The following is a 21,499-nucleotide window of genomic DNA, read 5'->3' as shown; positions in this document are numbered from 1 at the left end:
TCTAGTGATGAATCTATTATCAACACTATCACTATCCTTCATTATAAACAATTATCTGATTTTTGTGAATCAAAAGGACTAAATTAAATAACAAGATTATTATTACAAAAAAGTAATCACAAATGCAATGGAACAATCTTTTCTTTCAAATCTCCATTTTCCGGTTTGAAAATTATTATTTAGAACCACTGAACAATTCTCATCACAATATAGGCAATCCCTGCCCCAATGAGTGGACCTACGGCAACTCCATTGAAAAGTGCAACTGCTAGTATTGTCCCAAAAACAAGAGCTGCTGTTATATGTGGATCATCAGCTAACAGTGATACACCACTTTTCGCAATCAGTGCAACAGCTACACCTGAAGCTAATGCAATCCAAGCATAAGATGATTTCACAGCTTCTGATAGTTGCTTCCATCCAATTTCTCCTGTTGCGATAGGAATTAGGACCGCAATAGTAATAATGGTAACCCCTAGATTAATTCCTTTTTCTTGAAGATAGGGAAATACTTTATCACTAAGACCTATTAGCTTAATGACTAATAAAAATACGACCGAAATCATTAAAGATTGATTTTTTGCAATGAAACCTATGATCAATAAAATGGAAAGAAAGATAACCGGTTGTGTGACCATGGTGTACCCCTTCCTTTCATTTGGAGCACTATTATGTTACCATATTTTTTTCTCGTCCTACAAGAAATGGAGGTTAAGACAAGTTTTAGTGTTCCTCCCTTTTCATCATTCTCATTCCATTGTAAAATATTACTATGTATATCCCGAAAAGGAGGACGCTCTTTGAATTCAAAACTAATCTTTCAAATACTTCGTTTTTTATTTGTCCTAGCCATTATTATAGGTGGAGCAGTTGCTTGTTACTATTTGTCAACCATTACATACCCTTTTATTATTGCCCTAGTGATTGCATATATGATTAATCCTCTCGTAAATATCTTTGAGAAGAAAGTGAAAATGCCAAGAACCGTTGCCGTCTTTGTAGTATTAATCCTTGCTTTTGGTATAATCGCCGGACTATTGACTTTGTTAATTGCAGAAATTATCAATGGCTCTAACTATTTAGCGGCTAACGTTCCTCAGCATTTCGAAAAACTTGTGACGTACATTGAGCAACTATTTGCAGCTCAAATTATACCTTTTTACAACCAATTAACAAACACATTTGAAAACTTAGATCCTGGGCAAAAAGAAACGATTTTATCAAACATCGAAAGCTTTGCTGGAAATATTATTGATCAAGGGAAAAATGTACTTGAAAGTATCCTTAGTAGTATTCCACAGGCTGTTAGTTGGATACCAAACGCCGCAACAGTTATTATTTTCGCGTTACTTGCGACCTTCTTTATTAGTAAAGATTGGTATAACCTATCTAACAGATTTTCAAAACTTTTGCCGAAAAAAGCAAGAGAAAGTGGGAAATCTGTGTTCACAGACTTAAAAAAGGCATTGTTTGGATTTATTAAAGCACAAGCCACTTTAATTTCTATTACGACCGTTATTGTATTAATTGGCCTTCTATTCTTACGTGTGGAATACGCTATCACAATCGCTTTATTAATAGGGATAGTGGATGTATTACCATATTTAGGGACTGGTCTAGTATTTGTTCCATGGATTGTTTATTCATTTTTTACGGGGGACATGGCATTTACAATTAGTTTACTTGTTCTATATATTATTATTATCGTTCAACGACAAATTATGGAACCAAAAATTTTATCATCTAGTATAGGACTAGATCCATTAGCCACACTCGTTTCGTTATTTGTTGGATTTAAGCTTTTTGGTTTTTTAGGTCTTATCATCGGACCAGTAACATTAGTCATCATAAAAACCTTACACTCTGCTCATGTATTTCAAGACATATGGAGTTATATTATTGGGAAAAAAGAAGCGTAATAAAGAGAACATATCGAACTCTTTGCCGATAACAAACGCTCTTATCTAGAAATATTTTCATGCTACTTTTTATCATACGGAGGAGCCTTGTTGGCTTCTCTTTTTATTTTCTAGAATATGATTGCACCTCTTTCTCTTCTTACCAAAATGTGGACTTATTTTCGAGTGGATAAATATGAATCCCTTTCCCAAATTATGGATTTTTTGTTAATTCGGTACCGTGATTGTCACCTCTTTTCGGCGATAAATACATCGATTACGTGGTTTTTCCACATCTATACAGCTATAATCCACATTTCCCAAAAAACTAACCTTAACCACCACTACTCCTCCAACAAAACAAAATGCCCTCACACGGTGAGAGCCAATTATCTTATAATAGTAATTCTATTGTTATTAATCATAGACTGAATCCATTTAACAATAAATGGCTTTATGACCTTTCTCGAAGCTGGGAATAAAAGTAGAAATCCAATTGCATCTGTAATAAATCCTGGCGTTAATAGTACAACCCCACCAACTAATATACAAAGTCCATCGATAATCACTTCACTTGGTACCTGACCTTGTTGAACCTGATACTGGACATATTGAATAGCTTGTAAACCTTGCTTCTTTGCAAGCCATGCACCTAAAACTCCCGTACTAATGATCAGTAATATTGTTGGCCATACACCTAATACATTACCAGATAGTATGAGCAAACCAATTTCTAAGGCTGGAACAATAATTATAAGAGCAAGTAATACTCTAAACATTCAAGTAGCCTCCCAAAAAAGAAAATAGAGAAGGGGATGTCGTCCCTTCTCTACACTATATCATATTTACCCGTATTATATTACAAAACACTAGCATGGCCACTATAAATGACACCACGGGAAGAGTCAACCGTTACATCCTGGCCGTCCTTTAAAACGCTAGTTGCTTGATCCACACCTACTATGACTGGAATTCCTAGACTTAATCCTACAACAGCAGCATGGCTCGTCAAACCGCCTTCCTCAGTTATCAAAGCAGCTGCTTTTTCTAACGCTCCCATCATATCTCGATCCGTACTATTGGTAACAAGTATCGCTCCATCTTTCATTTTTGAGTTTGCCTCTTCAGCACTATTTGCCACAACAACTTTTCCAAATGCAGCCTTTCTTCCAATTCCTTGTCCCTTTACAATCATGTCTCCCACAACATGTACCTTCATAAGGTTGGTCGTTCCTGTTTCACCAACTGGAACCCCTGCCGTAATCACAATTAGATCACCATGTTTTACTAAACCGGTATTTAACGATTCCATTACAGAACTATCTAGCATTTCATCAGTTGTTCTTGCTTTTTCACCAATTCGTGCCGTTACTCCCCAAACTAAAGCTAGTCTCCGTGAAACATAATCATTTGCCGTTACTGCAATAATTGGTGCCTTTGGTCGATACTTTGAAATCATTCTCGCTGTGTGACCACTTTCTGTAGGAGTTACAATCGCTGATACATCTAGGTTAAGAGCTGTATGTGCAACTGATTGCCCAATTGCATCTGTGACGGTTTGGCCGCTTAAACGACTACGATTTTGAAGTATTTCACGATACTGTAGAGCTTGTTCAGCTCGGCTTGCAATATTATTCATTGTTTTTACGGCTTCTACAGGATAATTACCAGCAGCTGTTTCACCAGAAAGCATGATAGCATCCGTTCCATCAAAGATTGCATTTGCAACATCACTTGCCTCCGCTCTTGTTGGGCGAGGATTACGCTGCATTGAATCTAACATTTGAGTAGCTGTAATGACTGGTTTTCCAAGTGTATTACACTTTTTGATTAAATTTTTTTGAACTAATGGTACCTCTTCTGCTGGAATTTCAACACCGAGGTCTCCACGTGCCACCATTAATCCATCGGATACTTCAAGAATTTCATCAATATTGTCTACCCCTTCTTGATTCTCAATTTTAGGGATAATTTGAATTCTTGATCCGTTGTTGCTTTCTAATAACTCACGAATTTCTAAAACATCTGAGGCCCTTCTTACAAAAGAGGCTGCAATAAAATCAACGTCTTGCTCAATACCAAATAAAATATCATTGGCATCCTTATCTGTCATACCAGGTAGATTTACTTTTACATTCGGTACGTTTACCCCTTTTTTGTTCTTGATTGTTCCACTGTTAATAACTTTTGTCGTTATATCGTTTTGTCCTATTTTGATTACTTCGAGTTCAATTAGACCATCATCTAGCAATATTTTCGAGCCCACTTCAACATCATGAATTAAATTGGAATAGGTAACTGAAAAACGCTCTGCCGTACCTACTACTTCTTCCATTGAAATGGTGACTTCAGCACCAGACACTAATTCAGCCGAACCATTTTCAAACGTGTGCGTTCTTATTTCTGGACCTTTTGTATCTAGAAGAATTGCAACTGTTTTTCCAACCATTGCTGCTGCTTCTCTAATATTCTTGATCCGATTACCATGCTCTTCAAAGTTACCGTGTGAGAAATTTAATCTCGCAACATTCATCCCCGCTTCCATCAGTTCAACTAGCTTTTCAACTGTTTCACTAGCAGGTCCAATGGTACAAACAATCTTTGTTTTGCGCATCATTCATTACACTTCCTTTAATCAAATTAATATCATGAATATTGTTATATGGATAATTCTGTGGAAAGCTTATACATACTTAAATCAACCGTGTGCGTTTGGGAGAGTGCTTCCGAGATTGAGAAGTCAACAAGTTGATTACTTTTAATTCCAACAGCTCGGCCTTTCTTTCCTTCTAATAACAGTTCAACCGCCCTAGCACCTAGGCGACTAGCAAGAACTCGATCAAATGCAGTCGGAGAGCCTCCACGTTGTATGTGTCCAAGAACACTTACGCGAGTTTCAAAGCCTGTTGATTCTTGAATTTGCTTTCCAATCTCAACACCACTTCCAACTCCTTCTGCCACAACAATAATACTATGACGCTTACCACGTTCATGTCCTCTAGTTAATCTTGCGGTAATATCATTCATATCAAAATTTGCCTCGGGGATTAAGATTGTTTCTGCCCCACCTGCAAGTCCAGCCCAAAGTGCAATATCACCTGCATGCCGACCCATTACCTCTATTATATATGTACGTTCATGTGAGGTTGCCGTGTCTCGAATTTTATCAATGGCATCGATAACCGTATTTAATGCTGTATCAAAACCAATCGTAAAGTCAGTACCTGGAATATCGTTATCAATGGTACCTGGTACACCGACACATGGAAAACCATGTTCTGTAAGCTTTTCAGCACCCCGATACGAACCATCTCCTCCGATAACAACAATTCCTTCAATGCCATGTTTATTCAGTTGCTCAATTCCTTTTTTCTGCCCCTCAATCGTCTTAAACTCTTCTGACCTTGCAGAGTAAAGAAATGTCCCACCACGGTGAATAATATCACCGACGGAACCAAGCTCTAATTTTTTGATTTGTCCTGTCATCAAACCTGTATAACCTTGATAGATTCCATATACTTCGATGTTATGAAAAATTGCCTTTCTTACTACAGCACGAACGGCTGCATTCATACCTGGAGAGTCCCCTCCACTTGTTAGAACACCTATTTTTTTCATCGTTTCACCTCTCAATATGATCATAACGAACTTAAATTTATTTTAATCAGTATGTAAAAAAACACATATGTATAGTATGTGGAAGTGGTTTTATACTCATTCCATCGTATTTAAAATAACATGAAGGAATAGTGAAAACAATACATATGAAAAGCAAAACGTGCATCTCAGAGGTCACTCTTAGATGCACGTATCCTTACTTTACACTAATGGTATCGTTTACAAATGTAAATTGTCCGATATTTTTATATTTTTCAAAACGATGCTCGATTAGCTCGTCTTTTTCATACTGAATTAATTCCTTCAAGGATTTTAAGAGGTATTGATCAACCAAGTTGGCCTGCTCAACTACATCACGGTGAGCACCGCCTTTTACTTCTGGAATGATATCATCAATAACACCTAACTCCTTTAAGTCTGGAGCAGTAATTTTCATCGTTTCAGCTGCTTTTTTTGCTAGACCAGCATCTTTCCATAATAGAGCTGCTGCACCTTCAGGCGAGATAACTGAATACCATGAGTTTTCTAGCATGAACACGTGGTTTCCTACGCCAATCGCTAATGCACCCCCACTTGCTCCTTCTCCAATTACGATACAAATGATCGGTACAGAAAGACCAGCCATTTCAAATAAGTTCTTTGCAATAGCTTCCCCCTGTCCTCTTTCTTCAGCTGTCTTTCCAGGAAAAGCGCCTTTAGTATCTAAGAAACAAATAATCGGACGATTAAATTTCTCTGCCTGCTTCATAAGACGGAGTGCTTTACGATATCCCTCTGGGTGAGGCATACCGAAATTACGGCGAAGATTCTCCTTTGTATCCTTCCCGCGTTGATGTCCAATGACAGTAACAGGCAAACCATGGTACTTAGCAATACCAGAGACAATTGCTTGATCATCCCCGTAGTAACGATCACCATGACACTCAAAGAATCCTGTAAACAAGTATTTGATATAATCTAGTGTTGTTGGCCTCTCAGGATGTCTAGCAATTTGTACACGATCCCATGGTCTTAAATTTGTATATACTTCTGATTCTAGTTTTTCTAATCTTTTTTCCAGCTTATCAATTTCACTAGATAAATCAACATCCGCGTGCTTTGTAAATTCTTTTAACTCTGCAATTTTCTTTTTTAGCTCGTTCACCGGTCGTTCAAATTCTAATTCTCCTAACACTCTAGTTTCCCTCCCGGCCTATGAATTTCTAGTATATTACTTAACGTTTCTCTCATTTCGGCACGATGAATAACGCTATCAAGCTGACCATGCTTTAGTAAGAATTCAGCTGTTTGGAAATCCTCAGGTAAATCTTCTCGTATCGTCTGTTCAATAATTCGTCTCCCTGCAAAACCAATTAACGCACCCGGTTCTGCAAAATTATAGTCACCAACTGAGGCAAAGCTTGCTGTTACCCCTCCAGTTGTAGGGTGAGTCATAATTGAAATATAAAGCAACCCTTCATTACTAAACTTCTTTAGAACTGCACTAATCTTCGCCATTTGCATTAAACTCAGAACACCCTCTTGCATTCTTGCACCACCAGATGCAGTGAATACAATAAAAGGTACTTTTAATTCCATGGCATGCTCAACTGCTCTAGCAATCTTTTCACCAACTGCAGAGCCCATGCTTGCCATTCGGAAAGTAGAATCCATGATAGCAATGACCACTGGGTGACCATCAATCTTGCCTTCTCCCGTTAAAACAGCTTCGTTTAAGCCTGTTTTTTCTCGATCTTTAGCTAACTTCTCTAAATAATCTGGAAAACCTAGTGGATTTTCAGAAATCATATCTTTGTCAATTTCACTAAAAGTACCTTCATCTAATAAGCTTTCAACTCTCTCAAAAGCTGTCATTGAGTAGTGGTAGTCACAGTTCATACATACCCTTAAATTTTTAATTAGTTCTTTAGTATACATGATTTTTTTACAATTCGGACACTTGGACATAATTCCTTCAGGAACATCCTGCCTGTTTTGTTCAGATGGAATTGTGGCGTATTTCTTCTTCTTCGTGAACAAATCTTTTATCAATGTTGAACCTCCCAGCTCTTTAGAGAGTCTATTTTTAAATAGGCTACTTTTCTATCAAAAGTGCCCTTTGTCCTTATACTTTACTGAAAATGAATGCAAGATGTTGTAAAAGATTGTCGTCATGCATTCGACAAATAATTTACGATTCTAATTTTCGATACATTTGGATTGCTCCATCAGCCTTGCCTTCATCAATTTGAGCTATAAGCTGTTCATATAGCGAAAAATCACGAACCTCCTGTTCCTCTATGATAGGAGCAGTATATTGAGCTAGAAGGGCCCATATTTTTAAGAGAAGTCTATTTCCAGTAGACAGAACTATCGTTTTCATAAATTCATGTTGAAAGCTTTGATCCCTTTGCTTGATCAAAGCATTTAATTGTTCCAAGAACCGTTCCTCAATTCTAGTACAAGCTAGGAGAATCGCTTGCTCTTCTAGAATGCTTTTTGTTTCAATTAAATCACTTTTAGCTTTTTCATTTTGCAGAATAAAATTACCGATTAATTCCACCAAATGATGACCACCAAAATCCTTTACAAACGTTCCTTCACCTCTTCGTGTTTCAATAAGACCAAGAAGCTCAAGAGCTCTAAGGGCTTCTCTAAGTGAAGATCGGCCAACCTTTAATCGATCAGACAGCTCTCGTTCAGAAGGAATCTTATCTCCAGGCTGAAGGGAATCCTCTGCAATTATTTTATGAATTTCCTTAATAGTCTCAATGTACACCTTCGACTGTGGGATTGACACAGCTACTAATCACTCACTTTTTCCAATGATGGCTAACCTTCGAGTTTTCTCTGCCACTTCATTAGGTTCTACTTGTATTCTTGCGACACCCGTTTCCATTGCAGCCTGCGCAACTGCAGCTGCAACTGCAGGAGCAACCCGTGGATCGAATGGTGCTGGAATAACATAATCTGCTGTTAATTCAGCTTCTGAGATAAGACTTGCAATTGCTTCAACAGCAGCGATTTTCATTTTTTCATTTATATGGGTTGCTCTAACGTCTAGAGCCCCTCTGAATATACCTGGAAATGCAAGAACGTTGTTTACTTGGTTAGGGAAATCGGAACGTCCTGTTCCAATTACCCTTGCACCAGCTTCTTTTGCATCCTCAGGCATAATTTCTGGATTTGGATTTGCCATTGCAAAAATTATTGGGTCTTCGTTCATTTCACGGATCATTTCTTTCGTTAAGGCACCCTCAACAGAGACTCCAATAAACACATCAGCATCCTTCATAACATCTGCTAATGTTCCTTCCACTTTGTCTCTATTTGTATATTCAGCAACCTCTTGTTTTACACTATTCATTCCATAAGGTCTACCATCATAAATGGCACCTTTAGAGTCACACATAATAATATCTCTAACGCCGTATCGGTATAATAGTTTTATAATCGCTATACCAGCTGCACCAGCACCGTTTGCTACAACTTTAATTTCTGACATTGACTTGCCCACAAGCTTAAGGGCATTAACAAGTCCTGCTACGGTTACGATGGCTGTTCCATGTTGATCATCATGGAAGATAGGGATATTCGTTTCTTTTTTTAGTCTTTCTTCTATAACAAAGCAGTTAGGTGCAGCAATATCTTCTAAATTAACACCGCCGAAGGTTGGTTCCAGTAATTTTACTGTTTCAATGATTTTCTCAACATCCGTTGTATTTAAACAAATTGGGAATGCATCAACACCAGCAAAACTCTTGAACAAGACAGCTTTTCCTTCCATTACTGGCATGGCAGCCTCTGGGCCAATGTTACCTAGTCCTAACACAGCCGTACCGTCTGATACTACTGCGACCATGTTACCTTTCATTGTATATTCATATACTTTATTTTTATCGTCATAGATTGCCTTACATGGTTCAGCAACACCAGGTGAATAAGCTAAACTTAAATCATATGCATTTCGTACTTGTACTTTTGATTTGGATTCTAGTTTCCCTTGATTAATTCGATGAATATGTAGTGCTTCTTCTTTTAGTGTAGACATAAAACAGTTCACTCTCCTTGTGTATCGTCAGTTGATCAAAGTGGTCTGACCACACTGACTATTTAACAATATAACAAAATTCCGCCATATGTAAAGGATTAAAAAGTTTTTAATACGACGTTTTTCTTTCCTATCACGTCTTGAATCTTATTCAAGCACTCATTTGTAGGATTTATCTTTAATTCTTTTGGTAATTTTAATGTCTTCTGTGAATCTTCATAATAGACTACAACTTCAGTATCTCCATGAAACTGCTTGAATAACTGCTTTAATTGAGATAAAGTATCTTGGTTTTCATATGCTTGCTCTATTTTTAAGAACAACTTCTTGTTATGATTTTTTTCCTTTAAATCATCCATACTCTTTACTGTTTGAATGATAAACTGTACTTCCCCATTACGTAGATCTGCTTTACCTGTTAACAATAGGACATTTCCAACGGTTAACAGATGGTGATATTCCCTATATTCCCTTGGAAAAACAGTCCCTTCTATTTCTCCACCCGGATCACTTAAAACTAAGAAGGACATCTGCTCTCCTTTTTTTGTCCGAATGGTTCGTTCATTGCCAATAAGTGCGACAATGGTGCACTTTTTTCCAATAAACTCCTCTTTAACCTTTGATATCAGTGTGGGCATAAAATCAGCCCAGTATGTTTTATAGGCAGAGACAGGATGATTGGACAAGTAGAAACCAAGTGCCTCCATTTCAAACCTGAGTTTTTCTTCTTCCTTAAAAGGGCTAACCCTTACGTATTGAGGTTTTAATAGAAGCTCCTCCTCAAACGAAAAGTCGAGCTGACCTTCTTTATCAGGTTTAACAAGCTCCGCATAATCAATCGCCACATCTAAACTAGCTAATAACGTAGACCGTTCCTCTCCAAATTCGTCAAAGCAACCTGCAAATAGTAAAGATTCCATTGTTTTTCGATTTGTACCAGTCCTAACACAAAAATCAAACAAATCCTGAAACGGTCCAGATTTTCGCACATATAAAATTTTCTTAATTGTTTGAGCACCCACATTTTTAATCGCAGCAAGACTAAAGCGGATTGAATTCCCTTGTACCATAAACGGATATGTACTTTTATTGATAGAAGGGGGTAAAACGGTTAGCTCCTTCATTTTTGCTTCACGGATGTATTGGGCAATTTTTTCCTCATTACCTAGGACACTTGTTAATAACGATGTCATAAAATAAAGAGGGAAATTTGCTTTTAAGTATGCTAACTGATAAGCAATCAAGCTGTATGCAACAGCATGACTTCGGTTAAAGCCGTAATTCGCAAATTTTACAATCAAATCATATATGATATGGGCAGTTTGTTTTTCGTATCCCTTTTTTAAACAGCCCTCAACAAAATTCTTCCGTTCTGCATCTAACACTTCTTTCTGTTTTTTACTAACGGCTCGTCTTAATAAGTCTGCTTTACCAAGTGAGAATCCTGCCATTTTTGCGGCAATTTGCATAATTTGTTCTTGGTAGACAATCACACCGTTTGTGCTTTTTAAAATGTCGACTAAATCTTCATGCGGATACTGTATGTTATCTGGTTGCCTTTTGTTCTTTATATACACAGGGATATTTTCCATCGGACCTGGCCTATATAAAGCATTAACTGCTACAATATCCTCAAAGTGAGTTGGTTTTAACCGTTGCAGTACACTTCTCATCCCTGAAGACTCTAACTGAAATACCCCTGTTGTGTCCCCTTTACTTAGTAGTTCAAAAGTTTTTTCATCATCAAGTGGGATGTCCTCAAGTTGAAGGGAAACACGTTTATCAATGCGAATTCGTTCTAATATTCGATCTAAAATCGTTAAATTTCGGAGTCCTAGAAAGTCCATTTTTAATAAACCAATGTCCTCTAATAAGTCCATTGAGTATTGAGTTAAATAAACTCCTTGTTGCCCATCCTGAATAGGAACCATATCTGTTAGTGGCTTTTCACTTATAATGATACCTGCAGCATGCGTGGAACTATGTCTAGGTATACCCTCTAACTTTTTTGCTACCTCAAATAGTTTCTTTGTAATCGATGATTGCTCAATATGTTGCCTGAACGTATCTGATTCACTATAGGCCTCGGATAAAGTAATACCAAGTCGACTTGGTATCTTTTTAGCAATTGCATCAGCTTCCTTTGGAGGTATCCCCAACACTCTTCCGACGTCACGTAATACAGCTTTTGTTGATAATGTTCCAAATGTAATGATTTGCGCTACATGAAGCCCCCCGTATTTCTTCTGAACATACTGAATGACCTCATCACGCCGGTCGTCTGGAAAATCAATATCGATATCGGGCATTGATACGCGTTCAGGATTTAAAAATCGTTCGAATAGTAAGTTGTACTTAATCGGATCCACATTTGTAATCGAAAGTACATAAGCTACTAATGATCCTGCTGCTGAACCACGACCAGGGCCAGTGAGAATATTGTGGTCATGAGCATATTTCATAAAATCCCACACGATTAAAAAGTAATCACTAAACTCCATCTCTTTTATGATCTTTAACTCATATTGAAGTCTTGAAATATAAGGTGAACGATCTAGCCCTCTATTTTTCAGGTTAGAAAGGCATAATTCTTCCAAGAATTGGTGTGAGGTTGTCGTTTCAGAAACTGGGTATTTTGGCAAATGCCTATCCTTGAACTGAAATTCGACATGGCAATTGGTTGCTATTTTAGCGGAATTAGACAGTGCGTCTTCATAGCCGGTAAATAGGTTTATCATCTCTTCTTTCGATTTTAGAAAATACTCATGCTTTGACAGTGTTATTGTTTCTTCGTCAGCTAATTTCACACCATTTTTTATGGCCAATAGACACTCATGAACAAAGTGGTCTTCTTTTTGAAGATAGTGAACATCATTGGTTACCACTAATGGTATGTCCAATTGATGACTGATATGTATTAGCTCTTTTGTAATCTTTCTCTCTTCTAGTAATGAATGATCTTGTAGGGACAGATAAAAATTAGACCCGAATACATCTTGCCAATACTTTGCGACTTCCATTGAACGCGACATTTCATCTTGAAGAATGTATTGTTCAATCTCCCCCTCGCGCCCAGGAGTAATAGCAATGAGCCCTTCTTTATAGGCAGCAACCCATTTTTTTGAGATTCCATTTCGGCTTTTCGTTTGGACTGTACTACTAATCTTTATCAAGTTTTGATAACCCGCTTTGTTTTTAGCAAGTAGAATAAGAGGATATGTGATGCCGGTTGCGTCATCCCCAAACACAGATACAGTCAAACCGATAATGGGACGAATTCCTTTTGATACGCATTCTTTATAAAATGGAATAACCCCATACATCACATTTTCATCTGTAATAGCTAATGAGGTGAATCCTAGCTCATGAGCTCGTCTTACTAGATCCTCAATTTTACAAGTACTTGATAATAAACTATAAGCACTCTTTACTTGGAGGTGAACAAAATCCATTTTTCCCCCACCTTCTGTTTCTAGATCTTTTTTTCATTATAGAGGATAGGAAGAGACGAAATCAAAACATACTTCCTAGGGACTGTCCATATAAATGATAAAGAGAGAGGGTGGAATGAAAATGGGTGAAAAAACAGGTTTCATCGTTTTTTTCTTTAACAGTTATTTTATAGCATTAGGGGTTATTCTTGGGGGGTGTATTGTCGGTGGATTAGGGGCCTTTTTTGTTGGAAATCCTCCTTTACTTACAATGCTCCGTTATGCTAGCAATCTAAAAATTTGGGCTATCGTAGCAGCAATTGGTGGATCATTCGATGCATTTTATAGCTTTGAGAAGGGTATCTTTGAAGCAAATACGAGGGATATTATGAAACAATTTTTAGTCATTTGTTCAGCAACCGGTGGTGCACAAACAGGAGCACTTATTATTAGCTGGTTAGCTCACGAGGATTCTAACGTATGAGAATACCAGCTCTTTATGAAAAAAAAACATGGCAGCGATTTTTTGCCGGGGCTGTGTGCGGTGGTTTAATTAGTTGGATAATCTTTGCCTATATGTATGGAGAATACCAGGATGCCCAAATTATTCATATATCAAAACAAGCGAAAGAAATCATGAATTTAAAACAAGATATCGATATTTGGAAAAAGGATTACGAAAAATTAAATGAAGAAAATAAAAAAGGGATTACCTTACAAGAGATCAATGTAAAGCTGCTGAATGCGGAGAGATATAAGCTGGATTCACTTCGAAAGTATGAGATAGAAAAAGGTGCTAAACATGATATTAATCATTTAATCGCAAAAGAAATCAGCACAGTTTACGAAAGTAGGGAGCTAATAAAACGAACAATTGAAAACAAAGTCATTACAATTGATGAGAAGAGATATAGGTTAGAAGTGCGTGGTCTCTATTTACTATACACAAATTTGGATGTGGAAGTATCTATGCGATTTCATGAGGAATAAGGTAAATTTGAACAATTGGTGAAAATATTCTGAAAATAATAGCAATCCTCCTCCATTTTGTATACAATAAAGATAGGCACAAATGGAAATTTTTTAGGAGGTGGGAAATTTGATCATTAATCGTAAACAATTAGTTCGGGAAAAGCTTCAACAAATCTTAAGCGGATATTCAGCTTACGCAGAAACAAAAGAAGTGGCAAATTTATTATTAAAAGAGTTACAAGCTTTAAATATTGAAGTTTACGTCGACAACACAAACATAGGTTCATGGTTTATTCCAGTGAAGAATCATTTAGAACCTGTCGAGGAAAACCTAGAAATCCAAAACTAGTCCGCACACTAGACTACTTTTTCACCTCTCTTTTGCACTTTCATCCCGTAGAAAACTTAGCTGGCACCACGTCCTCAATCGCCAATAAAAGCTTCGTTTTTTCTTTTGCGGTGTCTTCTACTAAAGCTTGGTCACGATAGAATACAATTTGAAATAGGAAAACCTTTATCACTTAATAGCAAAAAAAGGTGAAGAGGCTCTCTCCTCACCTTTATCAACTTCTGTTCATTCATATGTATTCGGATTACACAAATGCTCTAAATCAGCTACAACTTGATTTGCTTCCTCCCATGAATAAATAGAAGCACCAGCTGCAAGTGGATGTCCACCACCTCTATATTTGGCTGCAATTGTGTTAATGATTGGACCTTTCGAACGCAACCTTACACGGATTTGATCGTCTTCCTCCACAAAAAATACCCACGTTATAATTCCTTCAATATTCCCAAGAGAGCCTACAAGCTGTGAGGCATCTGATGGTGATACATCATACTTTTGTAATATTTCTTTTTTTATTTTCATAGTAGCTACACCGTAGTTCGATAACGTGAAGTTTTGTAAGATATACCCACTCAAATGAGCTACATTTATGGGCGTCGTATAAAGTTCCTCATAAAGATTAGGAAAATCAAACTCTTTTTCTACAAGCTCTCCAGCATATTTAAATGTTTTTACATTTGTACTTGGAAATAAAAATCTACCAGTATCACCTACTATCCCTGCAAAAATGAGACGAGCAGCTTCCTGTGTTAAAACAAGTCCCTTATCCATTCCATATAAATAGAACTCGTATATCATCTCACTCGCTGAACTAGCTGACGTATCGACCCAAACGATATCACCATACGGGTCTTCATTTGGATGATGATCGATCTTAATAACTAGATTCCCTAAGTGATAACGTTGATCACAAATTCTCTCTTGGTTAGCAGTATCACATATAATAACAAGCGCATCTTCATATATATCATTACTAATACTATCCATTTCCTTAAGAAATCGTAGTGATGGATCATCATAACCAACAGTATAGACATTTTTCTTTGGATAGGACGCTTTCAATATTTCAGCCAATCCACATTGCGAGCCGTATGCATCAGGATCTGGCCGAACATGCCTGTGAATGATGATTGTATCAAATCTTTCGATAGCCTCAATGATTTGCTCTTTCATAACGTGTCACCTTTTTTTCCTAATAATACCTTTATTTAATCATAATATGTTCTGTTTTGAAAGCGAGAATTGTCTAATGGTGGCAATCTAATCCGTTAGAGATTAAAATAAAAGGAGGAACATATAAAAAATCTGGAGGAACATCAATGCCTGTCTTTATGATTTTAATTATTTTATCGCTATCATTTTACGTTTATTTCAAAATTAAATTTTTCCGCGTGAAAGCACCTATGCACAGAAAATGGCTGTCTGCTAAATCAAGTGTTGCACTAGGATTATTTGTTACATTTTTTGCTATTAACTCTTTTATCGCACAGCCCTCAACACTATCAACGATCATTGGTATTATCTTCGTCCTCATTGGTGTAGGTAGTGCTTGGGCTGGTTATAGAGCTTATAAATATTATTTACCTCTCGTAGTAGAGGAAGCAAATAAAAAGTAAGAAAAAGCTGGGAACTCCCAGCTTTTTCTTATTTATCAATTAACTGAACCATCATCATTGCCTTACCAACTAACATGCCTTCATTATAAACAGAAATATCAACTTTTCCAAACTTACGCCCTGCTTCAAGGACCTTCGGCTTGATTTCAATGAGACTCTCAATTTGTACAGGTTTAATGAAATAAATCGTAATATTTTCTACGACAAGATCACCTTTCTTGTAGGAGCGTAAAGCACGATTACCTGCTTCTGTTACTAATGTCGTAAATACACCATACGAAATGGTTCCAATATGATTGGTCATTTGCGGGGTAACTTCACATTGATAGATTTCCTCATCTTCTGTTGTGCTATCTAGCTCTATTAACTGATGAATGACACTATCATCTAGCGTTTGACCAACTTGAGGCTGCCTTTGTATTACTTGCAAGGCTTTTAACACATCTTGACGACTTATAATTCCTTTTAACCTGTGATATTGATCAACTACAGGGAGAACTTCTATTCCTTCCCAGATCATCATATGAGCCGCAGAAGCAACGGATGTCATCTCACTTACTGTAATAGGATTTTTTGTCATGATTTTCTCAATTAGGGTTCCGCGGTCAATCCCAAGAACATCTTTGCCTGTGACCATACCTACAACTTTTAGACCTGAATCTACCACTGGAAAACGACTATGACTCGATTCCTCATTTTGTTCATACCATACTTCTACATTATCATTTACATGTAGGTAGATCGTTTTATCTATTGGAGTAACGATATCCTCTACAACTACTATTTCTTTTTTTATAAGTTGGTCATAAATAGCCCGATTGATCATTGTTGCAACCGTGAATGTGTCATAGCTCGTCGATATGATTGGCAGTTTTAGTTCATCTGCTAATTTTTTTACATAGTCTTCCGTATCAAAGCCACCAGTAATAAGAACCGCTGCCCCTGCTTCAATTGCTAGTTGATGGGCTTTTGTCCGGTTCCCTACGATTAACAGGTTACCTGCCCCTGTATATTTCATCATTGCCTCAAGCTTCATAGCACCGATAACAAATTTATTTAACGTTTTATAGAGACCGTCCCTTCCCCCTAAAACAGTCCCGTCAACAATGTTTACAACCTCTGCATATGTTAACTTTTCAATATTTTCTTTTTTCTTTTTTTCGATCCTGACTGTCCCTACTCGTTCGATTGTACTTACATAACCTTTGTTTTCTGCTTCTTTAATTGCTCTGTAAGCTGTTCCTTCACTTACATTTAAATCTTTAGCAATTTGTCTAACAGATATTTTATAACCAACCTCAAGCTCATCTATGTATTGAAGGATTTGTTCATGTTTTGTAGCCAAGCCATTCACCCTTTTCCAAAGCATTCGCTTATTGACTATTCTAAAGTCTATGGCTTCATTATAAGGGCGAAAGGCTTTTCGTTCAATGTTCTGAAAGAAACTTGCGTTTGTGCTTAGAGCGATACCGCCCCATTTCTTTTCTCCTTGTATTTTTCTTCTGGGAATAAAGCAACCCTGCTAAGTTTCCGCCAATCACGAAAAGGGCAAGAATAAGCCAGAAAAATGCAAACACACCATCGACTCCTGAGAAATGTAGGGTAATTCTAGGAATAGCATAATACATTAATACAGCACAGATTAACAAACATAGAATTAACCGGTTTTTCACATGTATCCCCCCATAGCTTGTTTCATTCATATGTATGCATGAAAACATAAAAAAGAAGCAAAAACTGTCCTTTTTGCTTCTGTTCACGCTTATAATTCTATCGCTTCACCAATCTCTAGTACTTTTGCAGATCCATTCTTTACTAGGCTCACAAAACGCTTTGGATCCTGATTAATTAAAGGAAATGTATTAAAATGTATTGGGACTGTCACTTTAGCCTGAAGCCACTCTGCTGCTTGTGCAGCATCCTCAGGTCCCATCGTAAAATTATCCCCAATAGGGAGAAAAGCAAGATCAATTTTATTTCGATCCCCTATTAATTTCATATCTGAAAATAAAGCCGTATCTCCTGCATGAAAAATGGTCTTGTCATGAATCGTTAATAATATTCCACTTGGCATTCCTGTATAGATAATTTGTTCATGTTCCTCATAAGAAGATCCATGAAAGGCTTGCGTTAGCTTAACGCGGCCGAAATCGAAATCGTATGCTCCTCCGATATGCATAGGGTGAGCAGATACTCCTTTCTGACTTAAAAAAGAAGCTAGCTCAAATGGAGCAACCACAAGTGATCCGTTTCTCTTCGCAATTTCTACTGTATCTCCTACATGATCGTTATGGCCGTGTGTTAATAAAATGACATCTGCTTTGACCTCACTTGCATTCAAATCTGTTAAGGAATTACCTGTTAGGAACGGATCAAATAAAATCGTTTTCCCATTGGTCTCAACTTTGACTACTGCATGTCCGTGAAAAGAAACTTTCAATTCTCTTCCTCTCCCTTCGATAGTGTTAATAATGTAACCAAGCCTTTTCATACAGTTCGATTAGAATCGGTCGAACAAGCGAATTTATTTGTAATTCTATTTTTTCTCCATTTTCATTCATAACGTTCTCATCCACATCTTTACCAAAATGTGTAGAAGCTATAAGAGCATCTTTCGTTAAATATTTCGTTGAAATGGATACTTCAGTATCGTTTAAATCAAATTCTTCCCGTTTGGCAAGTACAAACCCCCAGTTACCGAAGCTTGGTATATCAAGATGCAAGTTTTTCGTATATAGCCCAGTTGCTTCAATTGTCTTGTTAATCGTCCAATAAACCTCTCTTGCAAAAATTGGACTAGTTGCTTGCACATTTAAAGAACCACCAGGGGATAAATGGTTTCGAAGTAACGAATAAAACTCCACAGTATATAACTTGTTAAGCCCTTCATTGTTCGGATCAGGTAAATCAACTAAGATTACATCATAAAATCCAGCATGATTTTCAACATATTCAAACGCATCCTTGTTGATGATTTTCACCTTTGAATTTGATAGAGAGTGCTCATTTAAATTGATTAGATCTGGATGATTCATTCCAAGCTTAACAACTTTCGGATCTAAGTCTACTACAGTTATCGTAGAAACATCCTCATATTTTAATAGTTCTCTTACAGCTAAGCCGTCTCCGCCTCCTAGCACGAGTACGTGCTGAGGCTGAGCAGATGTCAGCATAGCCGGATGGACGAGCATTTCGTGATATCGATACTCATCAGCTGAGCTGAATTGAAGCTGTCCATCTAGAAATAACCGAACATCACCTTGCTCTTTTGTCAATATGATTCGTTGGTAAGAGGTTTCCTCTGCATAGACAATCGGATCACGGTACATCTTTTGTTCAAATGAAAATGCTGCCTCTTCCCCGAACAAAAGCCCCCCAATTAAAATAAGAAATATAGACACACCAGAGATAACATGGAGCTTAAATTTCGGCATTTCGCTTCGAAAGTAAAATAATATCCAAAGGGCCACCATCACATTTATGAGGGCTACAAAAAAAGCTGTTTTTACCATACCCAACTGTGGACGTAATAAAAATACAAATAGTAAGCCACCGATTAATCCACCAGCATAGTCAGAAAATAGAACCCTGGCTGTACTTTTATTCAGCGTTACCCCTATCTCATTCGCTTTTCGTATGAGTATGGGCAATTCTACCCCTGTTAACATTCCGACAATTAACGTAATAGAATAAAGAAATAATGCATCTGTACCTGAACTTAAATAAGCATTGATTCCAAACAGGAGAAAGCTTGAGAACCCTCCTATAATCGCAATAGAATATTCAATCCACACAAACGAAAGGAGAAGTCGCTTTGTTACAAATTCGCTTAAAGAAGCCCCTATGCCCATTCCAGTTAGGAACAAAGAGATCGTCAACGTATACTGTTTCACTCCATCTCCTAATATGTAAGAACCAATTGCCCCAAATAGAACTTCAAAAATAATGCCACATATCGATACAATCCCTGATGCCCAATAGATGGCTTTACTTTTTCGTATATCGTCCTGATACATGATAAAATCACCTTTCTCATAATGTAAACCATCCCCCCTTTAGTCAAATGTTCGAGGGGAATGCTGTTATGTAATAGAAGCTCCTATTACAAACGCTAATCCAACTGAAACTGAGAAGGTAACAATACCAACCGCTATGTTTCCTTTATGCAACTGCTCTTCCACAGAAAACTTTCGTGTAAGTACTTCAAATAATAAATACGCCACCATTTGCAGAAATACACCAAAAGCTCCCCAAATTAACGTATCCGTTATTTTGACACTGTGATACACCGAAAAGGATAGAATAATACATATTCCGATAATTTTACCAGCAATCGATAACGCGACAGCATGGTTACCGTTCTTTATCTCTTCCCAATCCTTGTATTTTTTTGTAAGCGATTCAAATACGAGTAAACCAATAATCACCACGATAACCGCTATGATAAAATAATATAGTGTTAATAAAAATGGACCCATATCTTCTCCTCCTATATCGTTTATTTTCCTGTTCCTGGTCCTCCGCCTCTAACATTTGATGACCCGCCACGCAATGATGGTTGGCCAACTGGACCCTTAAAGCCTCCGCCTATATTACCATAGGTTCTGTAACAATTTTCACCTGAATCAGTGCAACGTTTCTTTTGTTTTTTCCCCCAATCATCAACATCAAGGACTTCATCTAAAAGCCATAATACGAGCAGTCCATCAAAAAAATCTGGCTGATAATTATCTCTAACAAATCCATACGTTGCAATTTCTAAAAACGTATTAGACTCATTATTCGGATCTTTCGTTAAAGTGGCAAAATAATTGTCATAAACCAATACTTGCTTTTCACCTGTATTTTGACTCACTTCAATAGGCTTGCTTTTTACATGTTCCAAAAGTTCATTCGCCACATCTTCAATTGTTTTATTTTCCGCTAGAAAAATTCTCGTCATATCTTGTTGATTGAAACTGCTCTTAACAACGTCTATTAACGGAAAATTTGATTCAGCATAATATAAGACATTACGATTGTCTTGTGCTGAAGATTGACCACTACTAGGTTCCTCAAGGGTCGTGCTTGGAATTCCCCGCTCCACACCACACGAGGCTAACATGGTCATGACGATGACGATCATAAACAATCTCTTCAAAAGCTTTCACCTCCCTGTATATGACTATTAGCTTTTCCCCTTAAAATTCCTTTAATATTTTTAGAAAATTTGGGAAACATGATATTCAGCGCGCTAGCGATTGCTCAGTTTTTCAAAACAAAAAGCGCATGTGCCCCGTTTAGCCTAAGGGCAGAGCAAATGTCCTGTCATAAAAAAGGGTGGTTTTCCCTGTTATTCATGACAGGGTATTTGACCTCGAGTAGGATGAGATGGCAAAGGTCTTCGCCATTTCATCTTGGCTTGGCGCTGGGGCTGGATTTAGCCGTAACATTGTATGAACTAAACACTAGAAACTATGCTGAACTTTATCAAAAATGAAAGAGGCTGGGACATAACTAGCTTCTCTATATGAAAAAAAGTGAAATCGTGTCATCGATTTCACTTTTTTCATTAGATTTCAGTTATGTGCGGACAAGAACTTCTC

The 21,499-nt window shown here is 37.3% G+C and carries 21 protein-coding genes; 5 read left to right on the top strand and 16 right to left on the bottom strand.

Going from position 1 to position 21,499, the window contains the following annotated elements; all coding sequences use genetic code 11:
- Positions 1–179: 179 nt before the first annotated feature.
- The gene (locus ACFSCX_RS11210) at positions 180–638 is read right to left on the bottom strand and encodes a DUF441 domain-containing protein (RefSeq protein ID WP_377928317.1); all 459 of its coding nucleotides are present in this window, start codon (positions 636–638) and stop codon (positions 180–182) included.
- Positions 639–800: 162 nt separating this feature from the next.
- On the opposite strand from ACFSCX_RS11210, the gene ytvI reads away from it, so the two are divergent.
- A complete protein-coding gene (gene ytvI / locus ACFSCX_RS11205) occupies positions 801–1,919 on the top strand; it encodes a sporulation integral membrane protein YtvI (protein ID WP_377928316.1) in 1,119 nt (372 codons plus the stop codon).
- Positions 1,920–2,287: 368 nt separating this feature from the next.
- On the opposite strand, the gene ACFSCX_RS11200 is transcribed toward ytvI, so the two are convergent.
- The 8 genes from ACFSCX_RS11200 to dnaE all read right to left on the bottom strand — a co-directional run bounded on the left by ACFSCX_RS11200 (position 2,288) and on the right by dnaE (position 12,998).
- Positions 2,288–2,677 (bottom strand): FxsA family protein, encoded by a 390-nt coding sequence (locus tag ACFSCX_RS11200; RefSeq protein WP_377928315.1) that lies wholly within the window; start codon positions 2,675–2,677, stop codon positions 2,288–2,290.
- An 80-nt stretch (positions 2,678–2,757) separates the two neighbouring features.
- The gene (gene pyk, locus ACFSCX_RS11195) at positions 2,758–4,512 is read right to left on the bottom strand and encodes a pyruvate kinase (RefSeq protein ID WP_377928338.1); all 1,755 of its coding nucleotides are present in this window, start codon (positions 4,510–4,512) and stop codon (positions 2,758–2,760) included.
- Positions 4,513–4,556: 44 nt separating this feature from the next.
- Positions 4,557–5,516, bottom strand: a complete 960-nt coding sequence (gene pfkA / locus ACFSCX_RS11190) for a 6-phosphofructokinase (RefSeq protein ID WP_377928314.1) — start codon at positions 5,514–5,516, stop codon at positions 4,557–4,559.
- Between the two features lie 196 nt (positions 5,517–5,712).
- Positions 5,713–6,690: an acetyl-CoA carboxylase carboxyl transferase subunit alpha gene (accA, locus tag ACFSCX_RS11185; RefSeq protein WP_377928313.1), complete on the bottom strand. Its 978-nt coding sequence runs from the start codon at positions 6,688–6,690 to the stop codon at positions 5,713–5,715.
- Positions 6,684–7,547, bottom strand: a complete 864-nt coding sequence (gene accD / locus ACFSCX_RS11180) for an acetyl-CoA carboxylase, carboxyltransferase subunit beta (RefSeq protein WP_377928312.1) — start codon at positions 7,545–7,547, stop codon at positions 6,684–6,686. The genes accA and accD overlap by 7 nt, the downstream gene beginning before the upstream one ends.
- Before the next feature lie 139 nt (positions 7,548–7,686).
- A complete protein-coding gene (locus ACFSCX_RS11175; RefSeq protein WP_377928311.1) occupies positions 7,687–8,295 on the bottom strand; it encodes a FadR/GntR family transcriptional regulator in 609 nt (202 codons plus the stop codon).
- 9 nt (positions 8,296–8,304) lie between these two features.
- Positions 8,305–9,546, bottom strand: a complete 1,242-nt coding sequence (ystJ, locus tag ACFSCX_RS11170; RefSeq protein ID WP_377928310.1) for an NADP-dependent malic enzyme — start codon at positions 9,544–9,546, stop codon at positions 8,305–8,307.
- Positions 9,547–9,644: 98 nt separating this feature from the next.
- Positions 9,645–12,998, bottom strand: a complete 3,354-nt coding sequence (dnaE, locus tag ACFSCX_RS11165) for a DNA polymerase III subunit alpha (RefSeq protein WP_377928309.1) — start codon at positions 12,996–12,998, stop codon at positions 9,645–9,647.
- 121 nt (positions 12,999–13,119) lie between these two features.
- Between dnaE and ytrH the strand changes: the two genes are divergently transcribed.
- The 3 genes from ytrH to ACFSCX_RS11150 all read left to right on the top strand — a co-directional run bounded on the left by ytrH (position 13,120) and on the right by ACFSCX_RS11150 (position 14,298).
- Positions 13,120–13,461 (top strand): sporulation membrane protein YtrH, encoded by a 342-nt coding sequence (gene ytrH / locus ACFSCX_RS11160; RefSeq protein WP_377928308.1) that lies wholly within the window; start codon positions 13,120–13,122, stop codon positions 13,459–13,461.
- Positions 13,458–13,967: a sporulation membrane protein YtrI gene (gene ytrI / locus ACFSCX_RS11155; protein ID WP_377928307.1), complete on the top strand. Its 510-nt coding sequence runs from the start codon at positions 13,458–13,460 to the stop codon at positions 13,965–13,967. The genes ytrH and ytrI overlap by 4 nt, the downstream gene beginning before the upstream one ends.
- A 109-nt stretch (positions 13,968–14,076) precedes the next feature.
- Positions 14,077–14,298, top strand: a complete 222-nt coding sequence (locus tag ACFSCX_RS11150) for a hypothetical protein (protein ID WP_377928306.1) — start codon at positions 14,077–14,079, stop codon at positions 14,296–14,298.
- A 225-nt stretch (positions 14,299–14,523) separates the two neighbouring features.
- Here the strand turns inward: ACFSCX_RS11150 and ACFSCX_RS11145 are convergent, their stop codons facing one another.
- Complete coding sequence (locus tag ACFSCX_RS11145; RefSeq protein ID WP_377928305.1) at positions 14,524–15,471, bottom strand: DHH family phosphoesterase; 948 nt, start codon at positions 15,469–15,471, stop codon at positions 14,524–14,526.
- Positions 15,472–15,617: 146 nt separating this feature from the next.
- Between ACFSCX_RS11145 and ACFSCX_RS11140 the strand changes: the two genes are divergently transcribed.
- Positions 15,618–15,914 (top strand): YtpI family protein, encoded by a 297-nt coding sequence (locus ACFSCX_RS11140; RefSeq protein WP_377928304.1) that lies wholly within the window; start codon positions 15,618–15,620, stop codon positions 15,912–15,914.
- Between the two features lie 28 nt (positions 15,915–15,942).
- Here ACFSCX_RS11140 and ACFSCX_RS11135 read toward each other — a convergent pair whose 3' ends face one another.
- From ACFSCX_RS11135 to ACFSCX_RS11110, 6 genes are all read right to left on the bottom strand, one after another.
- Positions 15,943–17,259: a DRTGG domain-containing protein gene (locus tag ACFSCX_RS11135; protein ID WP_377928303.1), complete on the bottom strand. Its 1,317-nt coding sequence runs from the start codon at positions 17,257–17,259 to the stop codon at positions 15,943–15,945.
- Positions 17,260–17,341: 82 nt separating this feature from the next.
- Positions 17,342–17,587 carry a hypothetical protein gene (locus tag ACFSCX_RS11130; RefSeq protein WP_377928302.1) on the bottom strand — a complete coding sequence of 82 codons (246 nt, stop codon included), beginning with the start codon at positions 17,585–17,587 and terminating at the stop codon, positions 17,342–17,344.
- Positions 17,588–17,676: 89 nt separating this feature from the next.
- Positions 17,677–18,354, bottom strand: coding sequence for a metal-dependent hydrolase (locus tag ACFSCX_RS11125; RefSeq protein ID WP_377928301.1), 678 nt, complete (start codon positions 18,352–18,354; stop codon positions 17,677–17,679).
- A 25-nt stretch (positions 18,355–18,379) separates the two neighbouring features.
- Positions 18,380–19,933: a polyamine aminopropyltransferase gene (locus ACFSCX_RS11120; RefSeq protein WP_377928337.1), complete on the bottom strand. Its 1,554-nt coding sequence runs from the start codon at positions 19,931–19,933 to the stop codon at positions 18,380–18,382.
- A gap of 63 nt (positions 19,934–19,996) precedes the next feature.
- A complete protein-coding gene (locus ACFSCX_RS11115) occupies positions 19,997–20,392 on the bottom strand; it encodes a DUF350 domain-containing protein (RefSeq protein WP_377928300.1) in 396 nt (131 codons plus the stop codon).
- Between the two features lie 20 nt (positions 20,393–20,412).
- Positions 20,413–21,054 carry a DUF4247 domain-containing protein gene (locus tag ACFSCX_RS11110; protein WP_377928299.1) on the bottom strand — a complete coding sequence of 214 codons (642 nt, stop codon included), beginning with the start codon at positions 21,052–21,054 and terminating at the stop codon, positions 20,413–20,415.
- Between the last annotated feature and the right edge of the window lie 445 nt (positions 21,055–21,499).

This window comes from Bacillus salitolerans, from assembly GCF_042680805.1.
GTDB classification, from domain to species: domain Bacteria; phylum Bacillota; class Bacilli; order Bacillales; family SA4; genus Bacillus_CJ; species Bacillus_CJ salitolerans.
This window is presented reverse-complemented; position numbering and strand designations above follow the sequence as displayed.

Excerpts from the sequence above, each read along its gene's own strand:
- ytrI (WP_377928307.1), top strand. The coding sequence starts at position 13,458 with ATGAGAATACCAGCTCTTTATGAAAAAAAAACATGGCAGCGATTTTTT.
- ACFSCX_RS11115 (WP_377928300.1), bottom strand. The coding sequence starts at position 20,392 with ATGGGTCCATTTTTATTAACACTATATTATTTTATCATAGCGGTTATC.
- ACFSCX_RS11200 (WP_377928315.1), bottom strand. The coding sequence starts at position 2,677 with ATGTTTAGAGTATTACTTGCTCTTATAATTATTGTTCCAGCCTTAGAA.
- ACFSCX_RS11145 (WP_377928305.1), bottom strand. The coding sequence starts at position 15,471 with ATGAAAGAGCAAATCATTGAGGCTATCGAAAGATTTGATACAATCATC.
- pyk (WP_377928338.1), bottom strand. The coding sequence starts at position 4,512 with ATGCGCAAAACAAAGATTGTTTGTACCATTGGACCTGCTAGTGAAACA.
- ystJ (WP_377928310.1), bottom strand. The coding sequence starts at position 9,546 with ATGTCTACACTAAAAGAAGAAGCACTACATATTCATCGAATTAATCAA.
- dnaE (WP_377928309.1), bottom strand. The coding sequence starts at position 12,998 with ATGGATTTTGTTCACCTCCAAGTAAAGAGTGCTTATAGTTTATTATCA.
- ACFSCX_RS11140 (WP_377928304.1), top strand. The coding sequence starts at position 15,618 with ATGCCTGTCTTTATGATTTTAATTATTTTATCGCTATCATTTTACGTT.
- ytrH (WP_377928308.1), top strand. The coding sequence starts at position 13,120 with ATGGGTGAAAAAACAGGTTTCATCGTTTTTTTCTTTAACAGTTATTTT.
- pfkA (WP_377928314.1), bottom strand. The coding sequence starts at position 5,516 with ATGAAAAAAATAGGTGTTCTAACAAGTGGAGGGGACTCTCCAGGTATG.
- ACFSCX_RS11210 (WP_377928317.1), bottom strand. The coding sequence starts at position 638 with ATGGTCACACAACCGGTTATCTTTCTTTCCATTTTATTGATCATAGGT.